The sequence below is a fragment of the Gilliamella sp. W8128 genome (genome assembly GCF_016100545.1).
Taxonomy (GTDB): domain Bacteria; phylum Pseudomonadota; class Gammaproteobacteria; order Enterobacterales; family Orbaceae; genus Gilliamella; species Gilliamella apis.
In genome coordinates this window covers 110,976-134,689 of sequence record NZ_JACFSE010000005.1, presented here as the reverse complement: position 1 = coordinate 134,689, position 23,714 = coordinate 110,976, and the positions used below count along the sequence as shown (strand labels likewise).

The following is a 23,714-nucleotide window of genomic DNA, read 5'->3' as shown; positions in this document are numbered from 1 at the left end:
AGGTTATCTATGTGATTTGATTAATTGTTGACTCATATGGGCATGGGTAATTGCTATGGCTAGTGCATCTGCCGCATCCGCCTGAGGACTTGCTGGTAATTTCAATAGTAGTTTAACCATATGTTGAACTTGTTTTTTGTCGGCAGCCCCAGTGCCAACCACACTTTGCTTAACCAAGCGAGCAGCATATTCAAAAACAGGTAAATCATGATTGACTGCAGCAACAATTGCAGATCCTCGTGCTTGGCCTAATTTTAAAGCAGAATCGGCATTACGTGCCATAAAGACTTGTTCTATAGCAAACATGTCCGGTTGAAATTGAAGAATAATTTCACTTACACCTGCATAGACACGTTTTAATCGTGTGGGTAAATCATCGACAGCAGTGCGAATACAGCCACTGCCAAGATAGGTAAGTTGTCGTCCCGTCTGACGAATTACGCCATAACCCGTCAAACGAGAGCCTGGGTCAATACCCAGAATGATAGTCATTAGAGTGTTGCAGCAACTTCGTCTGACACTTCTCCGTTATGATAAACCTCTTGAACATCATCACAATCTTCAAGCATGTCGATAAGACGTAGTAGTTTTGGTGCAGACTCAATATCAAGATCAACTTTGGTTGCTGGAATCATTGAAACTTCAGCAGATTCAGCTACTAAACCGGCTGCATCAAGTGCATCTTTAACTTCACCGAATGATTCTGGTGTAGTAAATACATCAATTGCACCATCATCATAAGTAACCACATCATCCGCACCAGCTTCAAGCGCAGCATCCATTACTTGATCTTCATCAGTTCCAGCAGGATAAGAGATTACACCTTTTTTAGTAAATAAATAAGACACTGAACCATCAGTACCTAAGTTACCACCAGTTTTAGTAAAAGCGTGACGAACTTCAGATACAGTTCGGTTTCGGTTGTCACTTAAGCATTCAACCATTACTGCAGTACCTGCAGGTCCATAACCTTCATAGATGATAGTTTCCATATTTGTATCATCTTCACCACCGACACCACGAGCAATTGCTCTGTTCATGGTATCTCGAGTCATGTTGTTAGATAATGCTTTGTCCATAGCAGCACGTAGACGAGGGTTAGACGCTGGATCGCCACCACCAAGTTTTGCTGCGGTTACAAGTTCGCGAATAATTTTGGTAAAGATTTTACCGCGCTTAGCATCTTGAGCTGCTTTGCGATGTTTGGTATTGGCCCATTTACTATGACCTGCCATAAAATTCTCCAGATTAAATAATTTAAAAATCGTGCTATTTTAACAAACTTTTAACTAAAGTTCATTATCAATCTATTTATTGATTTTATACTTGAATATAATCAGAATTTTTCTTATTTACACTTAAAGTATGAAAATGAAATGAACTGATTTTCATCAAAAGGTAAATTTAATTTTTATTTCTTGTCAACAAAGAGAAATATAGCATAGGAAAAAAATTAACAAACAAAAAGCGCCTTATTGATTAGGCGCTTTTAAATTATCTAATAATATATGTTTAAGTATCGACTAACTCATTCCATATTGTTTTAATTTTTTGCGTAAAGTACCACGGTTGATACCAAGCATATTTGCTGCTCGAGTTTGATTGCCACGAGTATATTGCATAACCATATCAAGGAATGGGTGTTCAACTTCAGCTAACACTAATTCGTATAGATCAGTAGGATCTTCACCATTTAATTGTGATAAATAGTTTTTTAAAGCTTGTTTTACCGAATCCCGCAAAGGTTTTTGTGTTATTTGGTCTTGTGAGTTTACAGTTGTAAATTTAAGTGCTGCAGCTGTAACGCGTTGTTCTGACATAGTATATTTAACTCTTTTATTTGTTTCTAATTTGACTAAAAAATGCTTTTAGTGTTTTTACTTGCTCACTTGTATTGCTAAGTACACTAAATAAGCGCCTGAATTGATCACTGCCAGCATAGTTCTTGGTATACCAATTTACATGCTTTCTGGCAATCCGTAATCCTTTGTATTCTCCATAGAATTGATAAAGTTCTTCAAGGTGTGTTAACACTATTTGCTCAACTTCATCAATTGACTTATTTTTCTTTAACTGTCCGTGTGCTAAATAGAATGCAATTTCTTCAAATATCCAAGGTCGCCCTTGTGCCGCTCGGCCGATCATTATACCATCAGCTTGCGTATATTTAAAAACATCTTTTGCTTGTTCTGGGGTACAAATATCACCATTGGCAATTACCGGAATAGTTACCTTTTCTTTAACTGCTTTAATGGATTCATATTCGGCCTTTCCATTGAATAAGCATGCACGACTTCGCCCATGAATAGTAATGGCCTTTATGCCACAATCTTGCGCAATTTGTGCGATTTCAATGCAATTTCTATTATTTTTATCCCATCCAGTCCGAGTTTTTAATGTTACTGGTACATCAACAGCACCAACAACTTTCTGCAAAATAGTTTTTATCAGTTCTGGATACTGCATTAAAGCAGAACCAGCTAATTTTTTATTCACTTTTTTAGCCGGACATCCCATATTGATGTCAATTAACTGAGCGCCATGCTTGACGTTAAATTCAGCAGCTCTTGCCATTTCATCCGGCTCTGAGCCAACGATTTGAACTGCACGTATACCGACATCATCACTTGAAATCATTCTTAATGCTGATTTATCAGTATGCCAAACGTCAGAATTTGCTAAAAACATTTCAGAGACAGTCATCCCTGCACCAAATTTGTGACATAAGTTGCGAAACGGTTTGTCACTTATTCCTGCCATGGGGGCTGCAATCAGATTGTTTTTTAAGTTGACCTTTCCGATACTAAGCGAATTAAGGCCGGCTATATTACGCATTTTTTCTCGAAGTTAAAAGGGGTAATGTTAATTTTTTATAATTTTTTACCAGTTATACGGCACCATTCATCTTGTTCAATAACCGGATCAAGTACAAACTCAGTTTGATATGCATCACATACGCTTTGTGATTGATTAGCTAAGATACCAGATAGTCCAAGTTCTCCTGATGGTTTTACTAATTTACTAATCTGTGGTTTAAGTTCTTTCAATGGTCCAGCCAATATGTTAGCTACTACCACATCCGCTTGTAAATTATCAGGAATATCTTTTGCTAAATAAAGCTCAATCTTTTCACTTACTTTGTTACGTTCAGCATTGTCACAACTTGCTTGGATTGCTTGAGGATCAATATCAATGCCTATAACTCTTGCTGCCCCTAATTTTAACGCCGCAATGGCTAAAATACCTGAACCACATCCATAATCGATCACAATTTTGTTATTAAGATCGAGACTGTCTAGCCAAGTTAAGCATAAAGCTGTCGTAGGGTGAGTCCCTGTACCAAAAGCTAAACCAGGATCTAACATTACATTAACCGCATTGGGATCTGGTATTTCACGCCAGCTAGGGCAGATCCATAATCGTTTACCAAATTGCATTGGATGGAAATTATCCATCCATTCTCGTTCCCAGTCTTTATCTTCCAATTGTTCGATTTTATAAGAATATTGCTCAAGATTTAAAATTGCTTTTAACTCGTCAATATCTGTTTCAGCATCATATAATCCGACAACATCGGTATTCCCCCAAAGTTTTGTTTCACCAGGTAAAGGTTCAAAAACAGGGTTATCAAAAGTATCTTGAAAAGTGACTGACACTGCCCCTGATTCTTCTAATTGTTCGCTAATACTTTCAGCTAAATCACTAGTAGTGTTAATTCTGAGTTGAATCCAAGGCATAATTTTTTCCTATTTGGCCCAAATGATTGGCAATAATAAATATAACTAATCCAATAAGTAATGATGGCACTATTGGATGGAAAGCATAAATTTTAATGTTATAAACAGCAAGTAATGTGTAGCTTATAGCACCCGCAAACATCGAGCAAAAAGCACCTGTTGAATTAGCTTTTTTCCAATATAATCCTAGTACTAGAGGCCATAAGAATACTGCTTCAAGTCCACCAAAAGCTAATAAATTAAGCCATATGATCATTTCTGGTGGGTTCCATGCAGCGACAATTAATAAACCACCAAAAATAAAGGTGATGATAATTGATATGCGAGTAAGCATTTTATCACTAAATTTAGTATTTGGTCTCATGGTTAAGAACAGGTCTTTAATAATTACAGATGAAACTTGTAATAATTGTGCATTAATGGTGGACATAATTGCTGATAATGGTGCTGCCAAAAAGATTCCTGCCGCTAAAGGTGGTAAAACCTTTATAATTAATGTTGGCACAATTTGGTCTGGAATCGTTAAATCACTTATTATTGCTCTTCCAAGGGCACCAGATAAATGCATAGTTAACATGATGATTGTTACAACTGTAGTACCAATAATAATGCCTTGATGAACCGCTTTACTATCTTTATAAGCCATGCAACGAACAGCAGTATGTGGTAAACCAACAACCCCAAAGCAGACTAGAACCCAGAACGAAGCCATAAAAGGGAAGTCCATAAAATTGTCAGGGCCTTGAGGTGTTAATAAAGCAGGATCGATCCGATTTAAACGATCCATAATATTTGTAATGCCACCACCAGCATAAATAATGGCAACTAATAGCAAAATCGCGCCAATTATCATTACCAACCCTTGAAATGCATCATTTAATATGCTGGCTCTAAACCCGCCAAAGGCAGTATAAATTACTGTACCGATACCAAAAATAAGTAATCCTATATCATAGGGAATACCTACAGATGATTGTAACAATCGGGCCCCACCGACAAATTGTACGGTCATTGCACCAATAAAAGCCGCAATAAGAGCTATACTGGCAAACCATACAATTAGCTTGCTTTTATAATGAGAATAGAGCATATCACTTAGCGTTATTGCATTGTATTTACGAGCTAAAATTGCGAATTTTTTGCCAAGAATACCAAGTGATAATAATACGGTTGGCACTTGAATCATCGACAACAGAACCCAACCGAGACCATATTTATAAGCAGCCCCTGGTCCACCGATAAAAGAACTGGCACTAATATAAGTTGCAGCTAAAGTCATTGCCAGTAAAAAACCGCCCATAGTCCGATTACCAATAAAATAATCAGTAAATTGGTTCACTTTTTTTCGTTTTGCATATGCATAAATTGATAATGCAAATACAAATATAAGATAAATAACAAGAGGAAGAATAATATCTAATTGCACGGTTTAATGGCCTATTCTAGTGGAATATTTTTAAATTGTTTTTTTACTATAACAAAACACAACAAGATAAAACCCAATGGTACAAATATACAGGATAGTTCAAACCATAATGGTAAACCCAAAAATCCGGTTTGATTTTTGACAGTATATGCAGTAATTACCCATGCAGCGAAGTAAATGATAGTCAGTAGCAATGAAAGTTTTGCTTCTTTATTAGCTTGCTTGTAACGAGTATCCATATTAAATAAATGGTTAAGTGATTTGGGGTGGCTTAGAGTAAAAGAAAGTAGTTAACTTAGCAAGTATGTTGCAATTTATGCAACATAATATTTTAAATATATCAATTTCCGCAATTATGCTTTTACGGTATAGTTCTTACAACTTGATTATAAGTAACTCAACTCATGGAGAGAATAATGTCAAATTATTTTAATACACTAAATTTACGCGAAAAATTAGAACAATTAGGTCAATGTCGTTTTATGGCGCGTGATGAATTTGCATCAGAAGCTAATTTTTTAAAAGGCAAAAAAATTGTCATCGTAGGTTGTGGTGCACAAGGTCTTAACCAAGGGCTAAATATGCGTGATTCTGGTTTAGATATCGCTTATGCACTACGTAAAGAAGCTATTGATGAAAAAAGAGCATCATGGAAAAAAGCTACTGAAAATGGTTTTAAAGTAGGAACTTATGAAGAATTAATTCCAACAGCTGATTTGGTTATCAACCTTACTCCTGATAAACAACATTCTGCTGTAGTACAAGCTGTACAACCATTAATGAAAAAAGATGCGGCATTAGGTTATTCACATGGTTTTAATATCGTTGAAGTTGGTGAAAAAATCCGTCCTGATATTACTGTTGTTATGGTTGCGCCAAAATGCCCAGGAACAGAAGTTCGTGAAGAATATAAACGTGGATTTGGCGTCCCAACCTTGATTGCTGTGCATCCAGAAAATGATCCGAAAGGCGAAGGTCTAGCAATTGCTAAAGCATGGGCGGCTGCAACAGGTGGTCATCGTGCCGGTGTTTTACAATCCTCTTTTGTTGCTGAAGTTAAATCAGATCTAATGGGTGAACAAACTATTTTATGTGGAATGTTACAAACTGGATCATTACTTTGCTTCGATAAATTGGTCGCTGATGGCGTAGATCCTGCATATGCGTGTAAATTATTGCAATTTGGTTGGGAAACGATCACTGAAGCATTAAAACAAGGTGGTATTACCTTAATGATGGATCGTTTATCAAATCCAGCTAAATTACGTGCTAATGCATTAGCTAAAGAATTAAAAGTGATCATGACTGATCTTTATCGTAAACATATGGATGACATCATTTCTGGTGAGTTTTCATCTACTATGATGAAAGATTGGGCTAATGATGATGTTAATTTATTGAAATGGCGTAAAGAAACTGGTGAAACTGCATTTGAAAAAGCGGCAGAATATCAAGGTAAGATTGATGAACAAGCTTATTTCGATCAAGGTGTTGTAATGGTTGCTATGGTTAAAGCTGGTGTTGAACTTGCCTTTGAAACAATGCTTGAATCTGGCATTTTACCTGAATCAGCTTATTATGAATCATTACATGAGTTACCACTTATTGCAAATACTATTGCCCGTAAACGACTATATGAAATGAATGTTGTTATTTCAGATACCGCTGAATATGGTAACTATTTATTTGCCAATGCTGCTGTACCATTATTAAAAGAGAAATTTATGCCAATGTTACAAGCAGGTGATTTAGGAAAAGCAATTCCTGAAGGCAGTGTTGATAATGCGCAATTACGTGATGTTAACGAGGCTATTCGTCATCATCCAATCGAAGTTATTGGACGTAAACTTCGTAGCTATATGACTGATATGAAACGTATTAATGTTGCAAGTTAATTTTATCAACTGATTACTAAAAGGTGCTAAATAGCACCTTTTTTTATGCTAAAAATTTGTTAATTACAATTATATGAACTTACTATTTCTGTGCAAATTAAATTTGATCCGAAAGGATCATTAAGATCTATATTTGGATCTAACTTAGATCATTTGGATCTTTGATGAATTGCAATAAAATTTTTAAAAATTAAATAATTAAAATTTTTTTATTTTAAATTTTTATTTATTTTTTATATAAATTATGGTATATTTTGTTCAAATTTAGTTCAATTTGAAAGGATGAAATATCAATGAAAATGGCTTTTCGACCAACAGATAGCTGGCGTTGGTATTTTGATAATGAATATGACAGTTTAATGCTTGAAATTTCATCTGAAATGCTATTTCGTTGTAATTATGCTAGCAAAATATTAATCCCAGATGTATTTAATGAGTTTTCTTTTTCAGTTGATGATGCAACGGCTTACTACCAGTTTTATGATAGCTGTCAATCATTGGCGTTAACTGACTCACAAAAAATTGAATTATCCATTAATGCAATTGTTGCCGCAAACTTTTTAAAGCCACAAATGCCTAAAAGCTGGTATTTTTCTCAACAGCCAATGCTCTACCAGCCTAAAGTGGCAGATATTGTTACTGTAAATATGCAAGAAACTGGCCAACAAATATGTTTATTGGTGGTTGAAGCGGGTGAGAACGCCTCACTTTGTATTATTGCTCAACCAACGTTTATAGCGATGAACAAAACCTTTTACTTTTCAGAAGCAATCAAAGTGATGAATGACAGATTAGCTTTAGTTAACACACTAGTAGAAACAGAAAATTCAATAGGTTCTGAGCATGAACAATTAGAATTAAAAGCTATTTCTTAATTAAAATAATTTTATTTTAAATGAGTAGCTACCTCTACTCATTTATTCATTTGTAACATGGTAATCTTAGTATCAATTTAATATTATTGAAAAAAGCTTAAATCGCATTTTATAATGATTCAAAGAAAGTACAGTTGTAGAGTGCGAACACAGAAATATAAATAAAAAAATAACTTTCTAAACATCCATAATAACCTTTTATCTATATTTTAATTTTAATAAATTTCTCATTTTGCTAGTTCTATAGTGATATCACCTTTTGGTATACAACTACAAGCAAGAATACGTTTATTTTGTTTTACCGCTGATTGAGTTAATGATTCTACATTGCCTTTTTTTAATAATACTGAGCAGCGGCCACAAACTCCGGCTCGACAAGAATTAGGTAGTGAAATATGATGTTGTTCGAGTTGTTCTAAAATTGTTTGCTGATTATTACCAACAATTTTTTTATCTTCGAATGTAATTGTACACGGTTGAGAGTCTTTTGTTGCTTGTCTAGGGAAGTTTTTTATGTAATTTTTAGCTGGTTGCCGCTCAATTATCTCAATTTTATCACCAATAGATACAGTGCCATGATTGCGAGCAATCATATTCATGCCGAAATCGATTTTACCTTCTCGATCCGCTCTAAAGTAACTTAAAGTTCTCAATGGTTCATTATTAGGTAATGCTTTGGCTGAATTGATATTGAATGTGGTTAATACACAACGAGTACAAGGTTTAACAATATCAAAAATTACTTCGCCTATTTTAATCGTTTTCCAGCCATCTTCAGCAAACGGAATAGCTCCATCAATAATAATATTGCCACGAAATTGGCGAATATCTAATTTTTCCGAGCACTGTTGTTCCAGATAATTGAATGAAGCTTGATTTAATAATAAATAAGGATAACCATCAGCAAAGCTTACCGGTACATCAGGATAGCGTTTAGTTTTTCTGGTTAGATGTTTACCTATCCAGCGTATTTGTACATCTTTTTCGAGAATATTACTAAAAAATTGATTAACTTTTATTGGTGCAATATGGGAAGTGAAGTGATTTCCCCAGACCTCTGTGGCTTCATTGCTTAATGAAAACTCATCAAAATCAATAATTATTGATTCGTTAGTTGGCAGCGAAACCGCTATCTGATTGTTGTGTAATGTGGTTTTTAGTTTCAACAGTTCTGGATATTGTCTAGCCGTAATAAAAGTGCCATCAGGTTCACTTAACATCAAAACGCGGTCATGTTCAAAACCACCATTAATACTATTGGCTACTGTTAATGCAATACCTTGCATTGATTTAATCGGATAGATAAATAGTTGGTTAACTTTGATCATTATGTTTAAAAATTTAAATTTATTATTAAATAAAATTATATAGCCAATTTCTCATAGTAGCAGAATAAATATGGTAAATTATTTTAATTTACTTAATCATCTAATTTTTGATAACTGATATCAACAATAACGTAATACGTTTTACCATTAGGTGTTACAACTGATATTTCATCGTCAATTTTATGACCTATTAACGCTCTAGCAACAGGACTATTAATTGATATCCAATTTTTTTTCGGATCAAATTCATCAGCACCAACAATACGATAAATGTGCAATTCTCCAAATTCATCTTCTAATTTGACCCATGCGCCAAAAAAAACCTTACCCTCTTGACGCGGATCAGGATCGACAATTTTTAAGATCTCTAAGCGTTTAGTCAAGAATCGTACACGTCTATCAATTTCTCTTAGTCGTCTTTTTCCATAGATATATTCGGCATTCTCACTACGATCGCCGAGTGCGGCCGCATCAGATACCGCTTGGGTAACTCTTGGTCTTTCTTCTTTCCATAAATATTTCAGTTCACGATCGAGTGCCAAGTAGCCCTCTCTTGTTATATAATTAGCTTTTTGCATGATGAATATAAATTCCGTTAATCGACAAGATATACAGAGATACCATGATAAATAATCAAATAAGCCATATTATAGCGGGTGAATTAACCGTAAAACCAGAACAAGTTTTAGCAGCCATTCAATTATTAGACGATGGAAGCACCGTGCCATTTATTGCTCGGTATCGTAAAGAGGTAACGGGAGGATTAGATGATACCCAGTTACGTACTTTAGATAGTCGTTTAAGTTATTTGCGAGAACTTGAAGATCGTAAACTAACGATTTTAAAATCAATTGAGGAACAAGGTAAATTAACCTCTGAATTAAGCCAAAAAATTACCAATACCCTTAGTAAGACCGAATTAGAAGATCTCTATCTCCCTTATAAGCCAAAACGTCGTACTCGTGGGCAAATTGCAATCGAAGCAGGTCTTGAACCACTTGCTGATGATTTATGGCAACGCCCAGATCTCAATCCAGAAGCAGAAGCAGAAAAATATATTAATACTGATAAAGGTATTACTGATACTAAATCTGCATTAGATGGTGCGCGTTATATTTTAATGGAGCGTTTTGCTGAAGATGCAACTTTACTAGCTAAGGTTCGTCATTATCTTTGGAATAATGCCCACCTTGTTTCTCAAGTTATTGCCGGTAAAGAAGAAGAGGGCGCTAAATTTAGAGATTATTTTGCTCAAAGTGAACTTATTTCAAAAGTGCCTTCACATCGGGCCTTAGCCATGTTTCGTGGTCGAAATGAAGGATTTTTACAACTTTCTTTAAATGCAGATCCTCAATATGAAGAAGCACCTAAAGAAAGCTATTGTGAGCAGATTATCACCGAACATTTAGGCATTAGATTTAATGATCAATTAGCCGACAAATGGCGAAAAGCTGTGATCAATTGGACATGGCGCATTAAAATCTTAATGCACATGGAAACTGAACTTATGACTACGCTGCGAGAACGAGCCGAAGAAGAAGCTATTAATGTTTTCGCCGCTAATCTACACGATATGTTAATGGCGGCACCGGCGGGCATGAAAGTCACCATGGGGATGGATCCAGGTTTGCGAACTGGTGTTAAAATTGCCGTTGTTGATGCCACCGGAAAATTAGTCGCAACAGAAACTATCTATCCTCATACCGGTCAGGCGGATAAAGCGGCAATGGTTGTTGCTGCGTTATGTATAAAATATCAAGTTGAACTTGTCGCAATCGGTAATGGTACTGCTTCACGAGAGACTGAACGTTTTTATCTTGATGTGCAGAAAAAATATCCAGAAGTAAAAGGTCAGAAAGTGATTGTCAGTGAAGCCGGGGCTTCAGTTTATTCGGCTTCAGAACTTGCGGCACAAGAGTTTCCTGATTTAGATGTATCAATTCGGGGGGCGGTTTCCATTGCGCGACGTTTGCAAGATCCATTAGCTGAATTAGTGAAAATTGATCCAAAATCGATAGGTGTTGGTCAATATCAACATGATGTAAGTCAAACTCAACTTGCGAAAAAACTTGATGCGGTGGTTGAAGATGGGGTTAATGCGGTAGGGGTTAACTTAAATACCGCTTCAATGATGCTACTTGCACGTATTGCCGGCCTTAATAAAGTAATTGCTCAAAATATTGTCGATTGGCGTAACGAAAACGGTAAATTTGCCGATAGAAAACAATTATTAAAAGTGCCACGATTAGGTCCCAAAGCTTTTGAACAATGTGCTGGCTTTTTAAGAATTATGGAAGGTGCAAATCCGCTTGATGCATCAGCCGTTCATCCGGAAGCCTATCCTGTTGTTGAAAGGATTTTAGAAAAAAATCATAAAGCCTTAAAAGACATTTTAGGTGATTCGAATTATCTTAAATCACTAAAAGCTATCGATTATGTGGATGACCATTTTGGTGTACCGACAGTAACGGATATTATTAAAGAATTAGATAAACCAGGGCGCGATCCTCGGCCAGAATTTAAAACCGCACAATTTGCCGATAATATTGAAACAATGGAAGATTTAAAAATTGGCATGATTATGGAAGGAGCGGTAACTAATGTAACTAATTTTGGCGCTTTTGTGGATATCGGTGTGCATCAAGATGGTCTAGTTCATATTTCAGCATTATCAGATCGATTTGTTGATGATCCGCGAAGCATAGTAAAAGCAGGCGATATTGTTAAAGTGAAAGTAATAGAAGTTGATATTGCCCGAAAACGTATTGCTTTATCAATGCGTTTAGATGATACAGCTACGCCGAAACTTGATAGTAGCAGATCGGCTAACAATAAGGTATCTAATAAAAATCAATCTGCTGCCACGCTGACTAACAGTGCTATGGGGAATGCATTTGCTGCGGCATTTAAAAAAGGCAAGTAATTATATATCAAAATAAAAAGAGGGGATTTATCCCCTTTTTGATTATTGAGATATAACTTAATTAGTATCTTTAATTTTAAATTCTTCAATGAATTAGTATTAATAAACGGAAAATAATTTTTTTTACTATTCCCTTATCAAAGTATAATCATATATAATAATGCTACTACTGAATTTGAATTAATTATTAACTGTTTTCAAATTCAGTTTCTTTATTGAGTCTTACCTTTTTAGCTTTTCCAAATTTTGTCTGATGTTCTTATTTTACAAGTTTTAAAATTTAGGATGTTACGATTTAAGTCTTAAACAACAATCAAATTGTTGTAGTCAAATTATTTTGTTCGAGCCGTGTATTAGATATGGATGAATTTCTGTTAGAAAAATAACGATTTTAATTGTCTTAGCTCTGATATTAACGGGTAACAATTTTTGAACAACTTATAAAAATTGTTAATTCACTAATGCTTCAAATCAATAATCTTATTCGGATAGGCGGAGAAGTTTATGAGTAGAGGAGTAGCGATGAATAATTGTACTGTTGTTTTAAAAAAAATTTCTTTGAAATTATTTTTCAAAAAGAGATTATTTCTATTAATGTTATTGATTTTTTCCAATAATCTATTTGCAATTTTATCATTCTCCGTGACTACGCAAATGTATATTCATGGTAATGCTCCTGAGATTCAAGTGTCAGGTGGTACAAAAGCGCTTAATGGTATTCAACTAAAATTGCAGGTACCAAACAGTGATCCTCTAGTTATTACTCCTGGTTCATCTAATCAAATATCAGTTGCCTTTGATACTTCACCAAGTATGTATTCGTTTGATGTTGATTTTTCGACTATGACTAATGATGATATTATTGATATTGACGGTGATTATTTGGGAAGTAGCAATAATTTTAAAGTGGATAGTGTAACAGCTGAATGGCGTGATAGTAATAATAATATAATTCCTTCTGATTCAACAGCTCCATTAGGTAGTAATATTTGTAATTCAGCTACTTATAAAGGTGATTCAACACTAAAACTTACTTTTAGTATTTCTGCTAAAACTCAGTATGGTAATCCCGCCGAATCTCAGCCTAAAGAAATTTCAAAAACATTTACCGTAAAAGCTAACGATGGTATTTGTTATATTAGACCAGGGGTATTAGCCATAATTGCAAAAGGTGGTTGGAGCGAAACGGATAATTGGTTGTCGTACGGTGCAGATACTATCAATCGTACAGATGCTTACAATCCAGATCAATTTGTTTTACATTCAGGATTTAAAGCTTCAGCTACTGATTCAACAGGTCATCATTTCCCTACTACTGCATTTCCTGAAGCAAGATTTAGAATTGTACCCGTAAATGCAATATCTAATTATACTTATACATTAGTTAAAAATCCTAATGGTGCTTTAATAAGTACTGCAAGGAGTTCAAATCCAGATTCAAAAAGTGAATTTAAATTTACTGACAATGCTCCCGCAAAAGATGATCAATTTATAATATTGGTAAAGAATAATCAGACTAAAGCTCAGTTTTATTATCGTTTTTCATTAAATCATTGGATGTATATATACCAACAACAGTTAAATTGGGTAGATTATAATACCGCTGAAAGGTTGTGCACTGCTAATAACGACCGATTACCATCTAGAGCCGAATTAACCAATTCATTTTTAGCTACTGGTGTAACAAATAATGAAAATTGGTATATACCTCAAAACGGTTATAAAAGAGCTATCGGTGAAGGATTAATATCCGAGTGGGGAAAACTGTATCCATATGCGCCTAATGGTATTGATAATTCAGGAAGAGATATGATGGCAGATATAACGGATTCTTTAAAACACTTTGTTGCTTATGACTTTTATTTCACTTACGAATTGTCGCAATTAAAAGATAACAATGGTTGGACAAGGCGTTATAGTATTGGTTCTGTTGAAGGTAATGTTATTGTAGAGCCAGATTCCGCTTTTACTATGTGTGTTAAGTACTGATAATTTTGCGATATTTTATGTTTCATTACAAAATTGCTAATATTTTGTAATGAAACTTCTTTTGATGCGTTTTAGTTAAATAAATTTATTACTCTAATATATTCTTAATATTATAGCCAAACGAAAAACTTCAATTTTTTGAGCTTGTAGACCTTTTAAGGTAGATAGCTATTGCCACTAGTCGCTTCGTTTATGATCTTGTTTTCAAAATATTACAAATATACACTCGGCAAAATAATATTCTGTAATCCATAATGTTTTAATTTAGCAGCAAAAGATTCGATTTGCTGTTGTGTAGCCGCTGGCCATGTTTTGGCTATGCCATGTACACCATGATTATGAAAAGCATTAATTCTGACTTTAATTTGTGGATTGAGTCTTATTAGAAAATCAGCAAGTTGTTTAGCACTGTTTTGCAAATCAGTATGCGCAGGAATCACTAAAAACCGGACTTCATGCAGTTTTTCTATTTGGGCAAGATATTCAATGGTCTGTTTGACGCGATCATTATCCCGACCAGTAAGTTTTTTATGCACTTGAGTATCCCAAGCTTTCAGATCGATCATCGCACCATCCATGACTCTTTCAACTTTTTGCCAGCCAGTTTTTGCTAAGTAACCATTACTATCAATAAAACAAGTCAGGTGTTTTAAATCATCTGCTTGTTTAATTGCTTGAAATAATTTTTTAATAAAAGGTAATTGTAATGTCGCTTCACCACCGCTAATTGTAATGCCATTTAGAAAAGGTAAGTATTTACGAATTTCGAGTAGAATATCTTCAACATTGTAGTTATAGGTCATTGGTGTGGATTGATAATTACAGGTATTAATACAGGTATCACATTGCTGGCAATTTGAAGATCGCCAAATCACTTTGTTATTGATAAATGTTAACGCTTGATGTGGACAGGTAGTAACGCAATCACCACAATCCTTACACCGTGAAATGGTATAAGGATTGTGGCAATTTAAACATTTGAAATTACAGCCTTGTAAAAAGATGACTAACCGGTTTCCCGGTCCATCAACACAAGAAAAGGGTAACAGTTTATTAACGATTGCCCATGACTTGTTCATGACTGATTACCCGAGGTGTTCGGCATAGGTAGCTGTTATTTTCAGTATCTTCGGCCGCTTCACTACCTAAAAAGGTGGTATTAATTCGCGATCCCTCTTGTTTGTATTTTTTGATATCTGATAATCTCACCATATAGCCAGTTACACGTACCAGATCATTACCACTGATATTAGCGGTAAATTCACGAAAACCAAATTTAAATGCCGCCTTACAAATCTGTACTAAGGCTAATGGGTTATTTTTAATCGTTTCATCAATGGTTAAAATATCACTAATGCCAGAAGTATAATATTTATGGTGTTTAAATAGTGCCATAATATGAGTAACTGGATCCGGTTCATGTCCATAAGGAATACGTAAACCTGGCGTAGCGCCTCTATCTGAACTGATGCCAGATTGAGCATGTAACATTGCTTTACCTTGCCATGCATGCTTAATTTTATGGTTATCAATAAAGTCGGCTAATTGTTGAGAAATAGTGGTGGCCAGTTGATTAGCATCTTCATCGACGCCATAACGACCGGCTAAGTTAGATTTTTCTTGGAGAATATTGACTGCTTCAGCCATGGCATAAATACCGAACATTGGTGCAAATCGGGTAGCGTCAATTAATCCTTCCTTCACTAAAAAACTATTTTGGAAGAAATTAGATTTTTCATAAAGAAATTCTGATCTTGCTTTGATCAAATTTAATTGCAATTGGCAATAATAAGGTAAAGTATTTTGTAAAAAGTCAGTGATGCTTTTACTTTTTAACGCAACCTCTTTTAAATTGATTCTTGATAAAGTGCTACCACCACCAGCAACAGGAAGAGAGTTATAACAACTCACAACACCATAACCTTTTTCATCAAAATCCTTTTTAATCATCATATTATTAGCAATATGTGGTTTGGCTGTGTGGCAAATGTTCTCAATTGCGGTGTTAAGTAAAGATTCTGGTGTGATATTTTCGTCATAAATAAAGGTTAAATTAGGTGCAACTTGTTTAAGTTCACGATCGACACGTAATATCACTCGGCAGATCACATTATCAGTTGGACCAATGTTGGCATGCATAAAGGCGTCAGGAAGATTACGATCTAACATAATCCAAAAACGTTTTAATCGCGGATAGAGTTCTTCTTCTGTTAAATTGCCAACATAAGGAAGTAATACTTGATCTAAACAGCCTAAATAAACCGGCATACCAGTGACAGAAGGAACATGATGATAAGCAATGGTTAACATATTTAATGCATCATCAAAGTTTTTTGCTGGTTCAAGTTCTAAATATTCCGATCCTTGCTTAAGAAATTTTGCATAATCCGGTAATACATAACGAGGTTTATACGGTGCATGTCCTTCGTACATATCACAAATTACCCGTTCATTGAGCGCATTTTGTGTTTCACTATCTAAATCAACATAAGGTAAATTATTTTCTGCGGCTAATGCGAGAAGGTTCGCTTTTTGTTTAGGTGACAAATTGGCATCGGTCACTATATCGTAACAATTCTTTTGAAATTCTGTCATGTTCATAAATACCTCTATATTACCTATATGCTGAGAGCAAAAATTAAATCTTTATGACTAATCATTTAATTATTAGCACTGAGAATTATGATTATCAGTGCTATTAGTTTTTATATTTCTGTTTTAAACCGTAAAATTATTTTTCTAAAATAAGGTTAGACGGTTGATAATCGGCTGCATTAATTGGTGAATGTGCTTCAAAATATTGTTTTACTGCATCGGCATCTCGATAACCTGTATCTACATAAGTTGGCGAGTTGTTGACGATAGGGTAACCATCTCCACCAGCGGCTAAAAAGTCTAATGTTGCAATTCGATATGATTTTTGCAAATCAATTGGTTCATTATTAATTTTGATGTCGCTGATAGTATCGCCAGTTTTAGTTAGGCTAATATTTTTTAAATGAGTATAACCACCTGAACCCTGTTTTTTGCCTAATGCAACTTTAAGATAATCGATTAATTCACTGCCGGTTAATTCAAAGTAAACAACACTATTACCAAAAGGCTCAACTTTCAAAATATCACGATAAGTAATATCGCCTTCTATAAGTGAGTCACGAATCATACCACCAGACATAATACCAATATCGGCATTCGTCTTTTCAATAAAGGCACTAAGTAATAATTGCCCCATATTACTTTGTTGATATCTAACTACGTTACGGTCGCCCTCTAAACGGCCGGTTAACTCACCACTTTTAATGAGTAATTGTTGTTTACCTTGTTCTTGATAAGGTTTTAGTGTTTCCAACAGTTTTTTATCCTGTTCGATTTCACTGGTGTAATATTCAAGACGCTTGGTATCGTTACCGTTATCAACTTCTTTTTTCAAATTAATTGGAATTAACTGATAATTTTTGAGGGTAATTTTACCGTTTAAGAATACGAAGTCAGCACGACCAACATATTTTCCCCATTCATGAGCTTGAACAATCCACGTACCATTTTGTTGATCTGGAGCACAAGGTGTTCCTGGGACATATTCGGTAATACGTTTGTTAGGGCTAGCCATACATACTGGGTTTTGCGAGTGGCCACCGACAATCATATCTAGTTCACCAGCTTTTAATCCTCGGGCTAGTTCAACATCACCTGGAGCCATTGAACCATGCTCACCATTTTCATAATGCCCCATATGAGTAACCGCAATAATCATATCTGGACGTTCATTGCTTTTAATTTGGCTAATGACTTTCTCCGCTTCTGGTAGTGTTTTACGAAATTCAACACCATCGGTATTTTTAGGCGAAGCAAGGAAAATAGTGTCATCAGTGGTTAAACCAAATACTGCAACTTTAATACCATTTAAATCAAATATTTTATAGGCATCAAAAACACGATTATCGGTATTTTTGAAGTAAGTATTTGCTGATAAAAATGGAAAATGAGCCCATTTTTGTTGTTCACGAATAATTGCTAACGGATGATCAAATTCGTGGTTACCTACTGCCATTGCATCATAGCCAACCTCATTCATACCGACAAAATCGGGTTTTGCTTGTAACACATCAGATTCAGGAACACCAGTATTAATGTCACCGCCAGAAAGTAAAAGTAATTTTCCGCCTTTTTCTGCTACTTCTTTTCTTATTTGGTCAACAACAGTTTTTTGTGCTGCTAAACCATATTCACCAATATCATTTTGCCAAAAACGGCCATGATGATCGTTAGTATGTAAAATAGTAAAAGAGTAGGACTTGTCTTTTTCCCAAGCAGGTGCTGTAGACTGTTTGGTAGCAACAGCTGCGAATGAATTGACTGAAAACAGACTTAAAATAACAAGTAGTGACAGTTTTTTGTTTAATTTTAAACGATGCATGATGCCTCCTGAATCCGTATTTATTAAAGCTATTCCGTAATTACTTTAAAAATTAATTGTGGCTGTTCAGCGCTATCACTAATAGTAATATTGTCATACAGTTTTTGTTTTATTGTATCAATACGATCACTACTTGCGTGAATAGTTAACAGTGCTTCACCTACTTCAACTTTATCGCCGACTTTTTTATGTAGTACGATACCAACCGCAGGATCGATAACATCTTCTTTAGTTGCTCGACCTGCCCCCAGTTGCATCGCAGCAATACCAATTTGGTCTGCAATAATCCGTGATACATAACCTGCTTTTTGCGCTGGTAAATCAATTTGGTAAGGAGCATTAGCTAATTTTTCCGGATGATCAACCACCGAACTATCACCACCTTGAGCCTCAATTAGCGTTTTAAATTTTTCAATAGCCTTACCATTTTTAATCACTTCTTGTAGTTTTTCTCTTGCTTCATCTAATGTTTTAGCTTTATTGGCTAATACCACCATTTGACTGCCAAGCGTTAAAACGAGTTCAGTTAAATCAGCAGGGCCATGGCCATTTAAAGTATCTATGGCTTCTTTAACTTCTAATGCATTACCAATAGCATAGCCTAACGGTTGAGACATATCAGAGATAATCGCCATAGTCCTACGACCAATTTGATTACCAATATTGACCATTTCATGAGCTAATTTTTCTGAGTCTTCCATGCTTTTCATTAAAGCACCGTCACCAGTTTTAACATCTAAAACAATAGCATCTGCACCAGCTGCAAGTTTTTTACTCATAATTGAGCTAGCAATAAGAGGAATAGAGTTAACCGTACCTGTTACGTCACGTAATGAATAAAGTTTTTTATCAGCAGGGGTTAAGTTGCCAGATTGACCAATGACAGCGACACCTTTTTGATTAACTTGATCGATAAATTCTTGTTTATCTAATTCAATTTTAAAACCAGGTACGGTTTCAAATTTATCTGTCGTTCCGCCAGTATGGCCTAATCCACGACCGGACATTTTAGCTACTGGAATATCTAATGCTGCAACTAATGGTGCTAATACTAAGGTAGTTGTATCGCCCACACCACCTGTTGAATGCTTATCGACTTTAATACCTTTAATTGAGGATAGGTCAACGGTATCACCTGAATACATCATCGCACTAGTTAAGTCAGCACACTCTTTTGAAGTCATACCTTGATAATAAATCGCCATCAGTAGGGCACTGACTTGATAATCAGGAATAGAACCATTGGTATAGTTGGTTATAAAAAATTGAATCTCTTCGGTTGTTAGAGCATTGCCATCACGTTTTTTTTCAATAATATCTACAAATCTCATTACACATCTCTCTTAATATCTATAAAGCAAATTAGGATTATATTCTTCTCATCCAAAATTTGGATTGATGATTGTGCTAATCTTGGTTAATTATCATCAATCGCTTTTTTTATTTTTCAATATTGCTAAATTACATAGTTCAATAATAAATCTAATCTAATCTAAATCACTCGGTGAAAATGACCAAGGTAACAATTCTCCAACAGTGGTTTCTTGGATTTTGCCTTGCATATTGGTCAAAATAACTGGCATATCTTTAGCACAAAACTCACTGATTACTTGACGACAAGCACCACAAGGTGAGATAGGCCCTTCAGTATCACCAATCACAACCAATTTTTTGAATTTTTTCTTTCCTTCTGATACTGCCTTAAAAATCGCTGTTCTTTCAGCACAGTTAGCAAGTCCATAGGAAGCATTTTCAATATTACAACCTAAAATTGCTTCATCATCTTCGGTAATTAATACCGCACCTACTTGAAATTTAGAATAGGGTACATAAGCTTTAGAACGTGCTGTTTTTGCTAGTTCGATTAATTTTTCAATTTGCATAGTCATAATCCTTGTCGTCATCAAGATGTTATTGGTTTTTAGGCTGTAAATTTGTTGGTGCTTGTAAATTAAGTTGATAGACACCAAAGCCTAAATTATCTTTTTCAACAAACTTAGTTGGATATAATGAATGTGTTTCAATATAAGTTTTAGCTTCATCAGTTGGTGAAGATTCAAAACGAATATCCAAATTAGTTTGGCTGGTAATTGGTGCAATTCGCCAGTTATTATCAACAGTTACATTAACTTGTCCATGCTTTTTAGTGTGATTAGTTATGTAAGCTGAAAGAATAACTCTTAAATCATCAGGTGAATTAAATTTAACATTTTTTCCACCGGTACCAGGAAATGCGCCGGTATAAGCACGATAGTTATTGGTAGCAATTAAAAATGCTTGATTTGGATCAATTGGTTTTTGTTGATAGGTTAAATTTACAATACGTTCTGATTCAGGGTTAATTAATTGACAACTACCATCGTAACGGGCTGGTTTAGTGATATCAATTTCATAACTTACGCCATCAATAGTATCAAAATTATAAGTTCTAAACTTATCCCAATTGATTAAATATTGTGGTGTTGATGAATTAATGTCAATTTGATTATAAACACCTGCTGAACATTCCAACCACTCTTTAACCTCTTTTCCAGTAATTTTTACGGCAGATAAAATATTTGGATAAAGATAGATATCGGCTGCATTCCTAAATGTCAAATCTCCTTTTTTTACCTCAACATAAGCTGTCGGATCATTTTTGCGACCGCCAGCTTTAAATGGTGCAATAGCCGATAAAATTGGTAATCCATCTAGATCAGGATCACCTTGCACAAATTGTTTTACATAATCAATTTGCGCATCGCTAATAATCTGTAAAGCTGAGGTATCTTCGACTAAGGCTAAATAACTATTGATATCGGTTGATACCTTACCAATTGGTTTACCAACAAATTCACGGGTACCTTCATGATCATCTTTTAATACTTTGGTAATATTTTTATTGGCATCAACAAGTGCTTTTTTATTTTTACTATCGAAGATAGGGCGGGCTTCTGATTTACCAGAAACAACTTTCCAGTTAGATTTGTCTCCTTCAATCACTAAATCGACTACACCTAAATGACTACCCCATTGTCCTGGCATAACAGCAGGAATATGGTTAATATTTCCGGTATTAATATCGGTATTAGGTAGTGATTTAAAATCATCACTTGGGAATACGCCATGAGAATGGCCAAACATAATGGCATTAATACCTTCAACTTGACTTAAATAATAAACTGAGTTTTCAGCTAATGCCTTATAAGGTTCCGCAGAAACACCTGAATGAGGAATAGCAACAATGATATCCGCACCTTGCTTTTTCATTTCTGGTACTAATTTTTTGGCTGTTTCAGTGATATCTTTAACAATCACTTTACCTTCCAAATTAAGCTTATCCCATTGCATAATTTGTGGTGGTACAAAACCAATATAACCGATTTTAATAATGTGTTGTTTACCGTCTCTATCAACAACCGGTTTATCTAGAATAATATATTGTCTGAAGAAAGGTTTATTCGTTTTGGCATCATATACGTTGGCATTAACATAAGGAAAATTTGCCCCAGCCTGACTTTTTTGTAAAAAATCCAAACCAAAATTAAATTCATGATTACCGATATTACCAACTACATAATCAAGGGTATTCAGAGCTTTATAAACCGGATGGATATCACCTTTGTTTAGTCCCTTATTCAAGGCATAATCAGCCATAGGACTGCCTTGAATCAGATCACCATTATCAACTAATACGCTATTTTTTACCTCTTCCCTCGCTTGATGAATTAAATTGGCTGTTTTAGCTAAACCAAAGGTATCAATATACTGATCTTTAAAATAATCGTAATTCATCATATTACCGTGCAGATCAGTCGTTTCAATAATTCTTAAATCAACCGTTGCTGCTTGCAGTGTTCCAGAAATTAATAGGGTAAGTAGGCCTAGGGTTAGTCGAGTTTTATTCATATTCATTTCCTATTTTTCTGATACGGTTATCCATTAACATGTTGTAATAATAAATCTTGGTATTTTTTAAATCTGGCAATAATAGCCGGATGATACTGGTTAGTATTAATTGCTTGTTGTAAAGATCGTTTATCATTGTTGTTAAAACAAGATAAAACTTCGTTTAATAAACGTGTTTTTTCATTAGACTCAACGAATGCGGCATCAATTCCACAAAGGGTAATATCAAATAATTCCAAACGTGAAAAATGAAACGCTTGCTCGGCTAGCTGATACTCTTTTTCGATATCGGTACCAAAAATACCAGCATCGTCGGTATTAAGGGTAATTCTTACCCCTTTATCATAAAGTTGTCGAATTGGGTGATTATGAATATCACCATGTAAATTATTGACTAAAATACGATTACTGGTGAGAGCTATTTCTAACGTGATTTCGTTATCAACTAATTGTTTAATCAAGCTATCATCTTCAATTGCTGCGATACCGTGCCCGATACGATTTGCACCATGTTTTAAAGCTTGAATAATACTTTCAGCCGAATCAATTTCACCTGCATGGTAGGATTTTTTTAAATTTAATTTTTCAGCAAGTTGATGAGCTTTTTCAAAATCATCAAAATGCCCAGCTTTTTCATTGCCGGCAATATTAAATCCAGTAATAAATGGATGCGGATTATTTTCGATAAAATGCAATGTATCGTATACTACTTCGGCGCCAAGATGGCGTACGCCAATAACATGATATCGTACCGTTATATTATGCTCTTTTTGGACATCGATAATCGCTTTATCCATTTGATTTAGTGTTTGTTGAAATCTTGCTTGATCCCAAACAACTTTACCTTGGTTTTCTGTTGCACAAATATGATAAGGTGACAGAAATAATTCGCAATAAATTAACCCTTGTTTAGCATTTCTACTTAAAAAATCGTAGGTAATTAAGTAATAATCGTCAGGATTTTTCACAAAATTAGAAACAGTATCATAGGTTTGGATAAATGAAACAAAGTCAGATTCATCATAATTATATCGACCATTTTTATACTCGATCTCATTATAATCGCCGATTTGATAACACAATGAATCAGGAAAAGGTAGATGATTTTTATCGGCTAGTTTTTTAGCCATAAAGGGAGTAATACTGCCTTCTACATGCTCATGAAGTATAACTTTTGGGATTATTTGCTTATTCATCTAATTCTAATCTGTTCAATTATGCTTATAGGGCACTTGT

General features: G+C 34.8%; 19 protein-coding genes and 1 pseudogene. 4 read left to right on the top strand and 16 right to left on the bottom strand.

Features of this window, described 5'->3' with window-relative positions; translation table 11 throughout:
* Positions 1-3: 3 nt before the first annotated feature.
* From ruvC to H3U97_RS06455, 7 genes are all read right to left on the bottom strand, one after another.
* Positions 4-492 carry a crossover junction endodeoxyribonuclease RuvC gene (ruvC, locus tag H3U97_RS06485; RefSeq protein ID WP_034901596.1) on the bottom strand — a complete coding sequence of 163 codons (489 nt, stop codon included), beginning with the start codon at positions 490-492 and terminating at the stop codon, positions 4-6.
* Complete coding sequence (locus H3U97_RS06480) at positions 492-1,235, bottom strand: YebC/PmpR family DNA-binding transcriptional regulator (protein WP_034901594.1); 744 nt, start codon at positions 1,233-1,235, stop codon at positions 492-494. Before H3U97_RS06480 ends, ruvC begins: the two co-directional genes overlap by 1 nt.
* Before the next feature lie 288 nt (positions 1,236-1,523).
* Positions 1,524-1,820, bottom strand: a complete 297-nt coding sequence (fis, locus tag H3U97_RS06475) for a DNA-binding transcriptional regulator Fis (RefSeq protein ID WP_034883623.1) — start codon at positions 1,818-1,820, stop codon at positions 1,524-1,526.
* A gap of 16 nt (positions 1,821-1,836) precedes the next feature.
* A complete protein-coding gene (gene dusB / locus H3U97_RS06470; RefSeq protein WP_034901591.1) occupies positions 1,837-2,835 on the bottom strand; it encodes a tRNA dihydrouridine synthase DusB in 999 nt (332 codons plus the stop codon).
* Positions 2,836-2,870: 35 nt separating this feature from the next.
* Positions 2,871-3,737: a 50S ribosomal protein L11 methyltransferase gene (prmA, locus tag H3U97_RS06465; protein WP_198198553.1), complete on the bottom strand. Its 867-nt coding sequence runs from the start codon at positions 3,735-3,737 to the stop codon at positions 2,871-2,873.
* Entirely contained in the window at positions 3,712-5,163 is a 1,452-nt protein-coding gene (gene panF / locus H3U97_RS06460; RefSeq protein ID WP_198198552.1) for a sodium/pantothenate symporter, read from the bottom strand. Before panF ends, prmA begins: the two co-directional genes overlap by 26 nt.
* Positions 5,164-5,174: 11 nt before the next feature.
* The gene (locus tag H3U97_RS06455; protein ID WP_198198551.1) at positions 5,175-5,402 is read right to left on the bottom strand and encodes a YhdT family protein; all 228 of its coding nucleotides are present in this window, start codon (positions 5,400-5,402) and stop codon (positions 5,175-5,177) included.
* 177 nt (positions 5,403-5,579) lie between these two features.
* On the opposite strand from H3U97_RS06455, the gene ilvC reads away from it, so the two are divergent.
* On the top strand, positions 5,580-7,058 hold the full coding sequence (gene ilvC, locus H3U97_RS06450) for a ketol-acid reductoisomerase (protein WP_065614117.1): 1,479 nt from the start codon (positions 5,580-5,582) through the stop codon (positions 7,056-7,058).
* Positions 7,059-7,351: 293 nt separating this feature from the next.
* Positions 7,352-7,933, top strand: a complete 582-nt coding sequence (locus H3U97_RS06445; protein WP_081300010.1) for a cell division protein ZapC — start codon at positions 7,352-7,354, stop codon at positions 7,931-7,933.
* Between the two features lie 227 nt (positions 7,934-8,160).
* Here the strand turns inward: H3U97_RS06445 and H3U97_RS06440 are convergent, their stop codons facing one another.
* Positions 8,161-9,261 (bottom strand): YcbX family protein, encoded by a 1,101-nt coding sequence (locus H3U97_RS06440; RefSeq protein ID WP_198198550.1) that lies wholly within the window; start codon positions 9,259-9,261, stop codon positions 8,161-8,163.
* Positions 9,262-9,353: 92 nt separating this feature from the next.
* Positions 9,354-9,839 carry a transcription elongation factor GreB gene (gene greB / locus H3U97_RS06435; RefSeq protein WP_198198549.1) on the bottom strand — a complete coding sequence of 162 codons (486 nt, stop codon included), beginning with the start codon at positions 9,837-9,839 and terminating at the stop codon, positions 9,354-9,356.
* Between the two features lie 44 nt (positions 9,840-9,883).
* Between greB and H3U97_RS06430 the strand changes: the two are divergent.
* Both H3U97_RS06430 and H3U97_RS06425 read left to right on the top strand, forming a co-directional pair.
* Positions 9,884-12,049, top strand: a pseudogene (locus H3U97_RS06430) (Tex family protein); the annotation flags it as partial.
* Positions 12,050-12,688: 639 nt separating this feature from the next.
* The gene (locus tag H3U97_RS06425; RefSeq protein WP_133052212.1) at positions 12,689-14,173 is read left to right on the top strand and encodes a hypothetical protein; all 1,485 of its coding nucleotides are present in this window, start codon (positions 12,689-12,691) and stop codon (positions 14,171-14,173) included.
* A 212-nt stretch (positions 14,174-14,385) separates the two neighbouring features.
* Here H3U97_RS06425 and H3U97_RS06420 read toward each other — a convergent pair whose 3' ends face one another.
* From H3U97_RS06420 to add, 7 genes are all read right to left on the bottom strand, one after another.
* Positions 14,386-15,252, bottom strand: a complete 867-nt coding sequence (locus H3U97_RS06420) for a YjjW family glycine radical enzyme activase (RefSeq protein WP_198198547.1) — start codon at positions 15,250-15,252, stop codon at positions 14,386-14,388.
* Entirely contained in the window at positions 15,227-16,774 is a 1,548-nt protein-coding gene (locus H3U97_RS06415) for a YjjI family glycine radical enzyme (RefSeq protein WP_198198546.1), read from the bottom strand. Before H3U97_RS06415 ends, H3U97_RS06420 begins: the two co-directional genes overlap by 26 nt.
* 130 nt (positions 16,775-16,904) lie before the next feature.
* Positions 16,905-18,590, bottom strand: coding sequence for a bifunctional UDP-sugar hydrolase/5'-nucleotidase UshA (gene ushA / locus H3U97_RS06410; RefSeq protein ID WP_065650921.1), 1,686 nt, complete (start codon positions 18,588-18,590; stop codon positions 16,905-16,907).
* A gap of 29 nt (positions 18,591-18,619) precedes the next feature.
* On the bottom strand, positions 18,620-19,921 hold the full coding sequence (locus H3U97_RS06405; RefSeq protein ID WP_086354181.1) for a pyrimidine-nucleoside phosphorylase: 1,302 nt from the start codon (positions 19,919-19,921) through the stop codon (positions 18,620-18,622).
* Positions 19,922-20,077: 156 nt separating this feature from the next.
* Positions 20,078-20,473 carry a cytidine deaminase gene (locus tag H3U97_RS06400; RefSeq protein WP_065614178.1) on the bottom strand — a complete coding sequence of 132 codons (396 nt, stop codon included), beginning with the start codon at positions 20,471-20,473 and terminating at the stop codon, positions 20,078-20,080.
* A 28-nt stretch (positions 20,474-20,501) separates the two neighbouring features.
* A complete protein-coding gene (locus tag H3U97_RS06395) occupies positions 20,502-22,478 on the bottom strand; it encodes a bifunctional 2',3'-cyclic-nucleotide 2'-phosphodiesterase/3'-nucleotidase (RefSeq protein ID WP_198198545.1) in 1,977 nt (658 codons plus the stop codon).
* Positions 22,479-22,504: 26 nt separating this feature from the next.
* Positions 22,505-23,674: an adenosine deaminase gene (gene add, locus H3U97_RS06390; RefSeq protein ID WP_081300009.1), complete on the bottom strand. Its 1,170-nt coding sequence runs from the start codon at positions 23,672-23,674 to the stop codon at positions 22,505-22,507.
* Positions 23,675-23,714 lie beyond the last annotated feature (40 nt).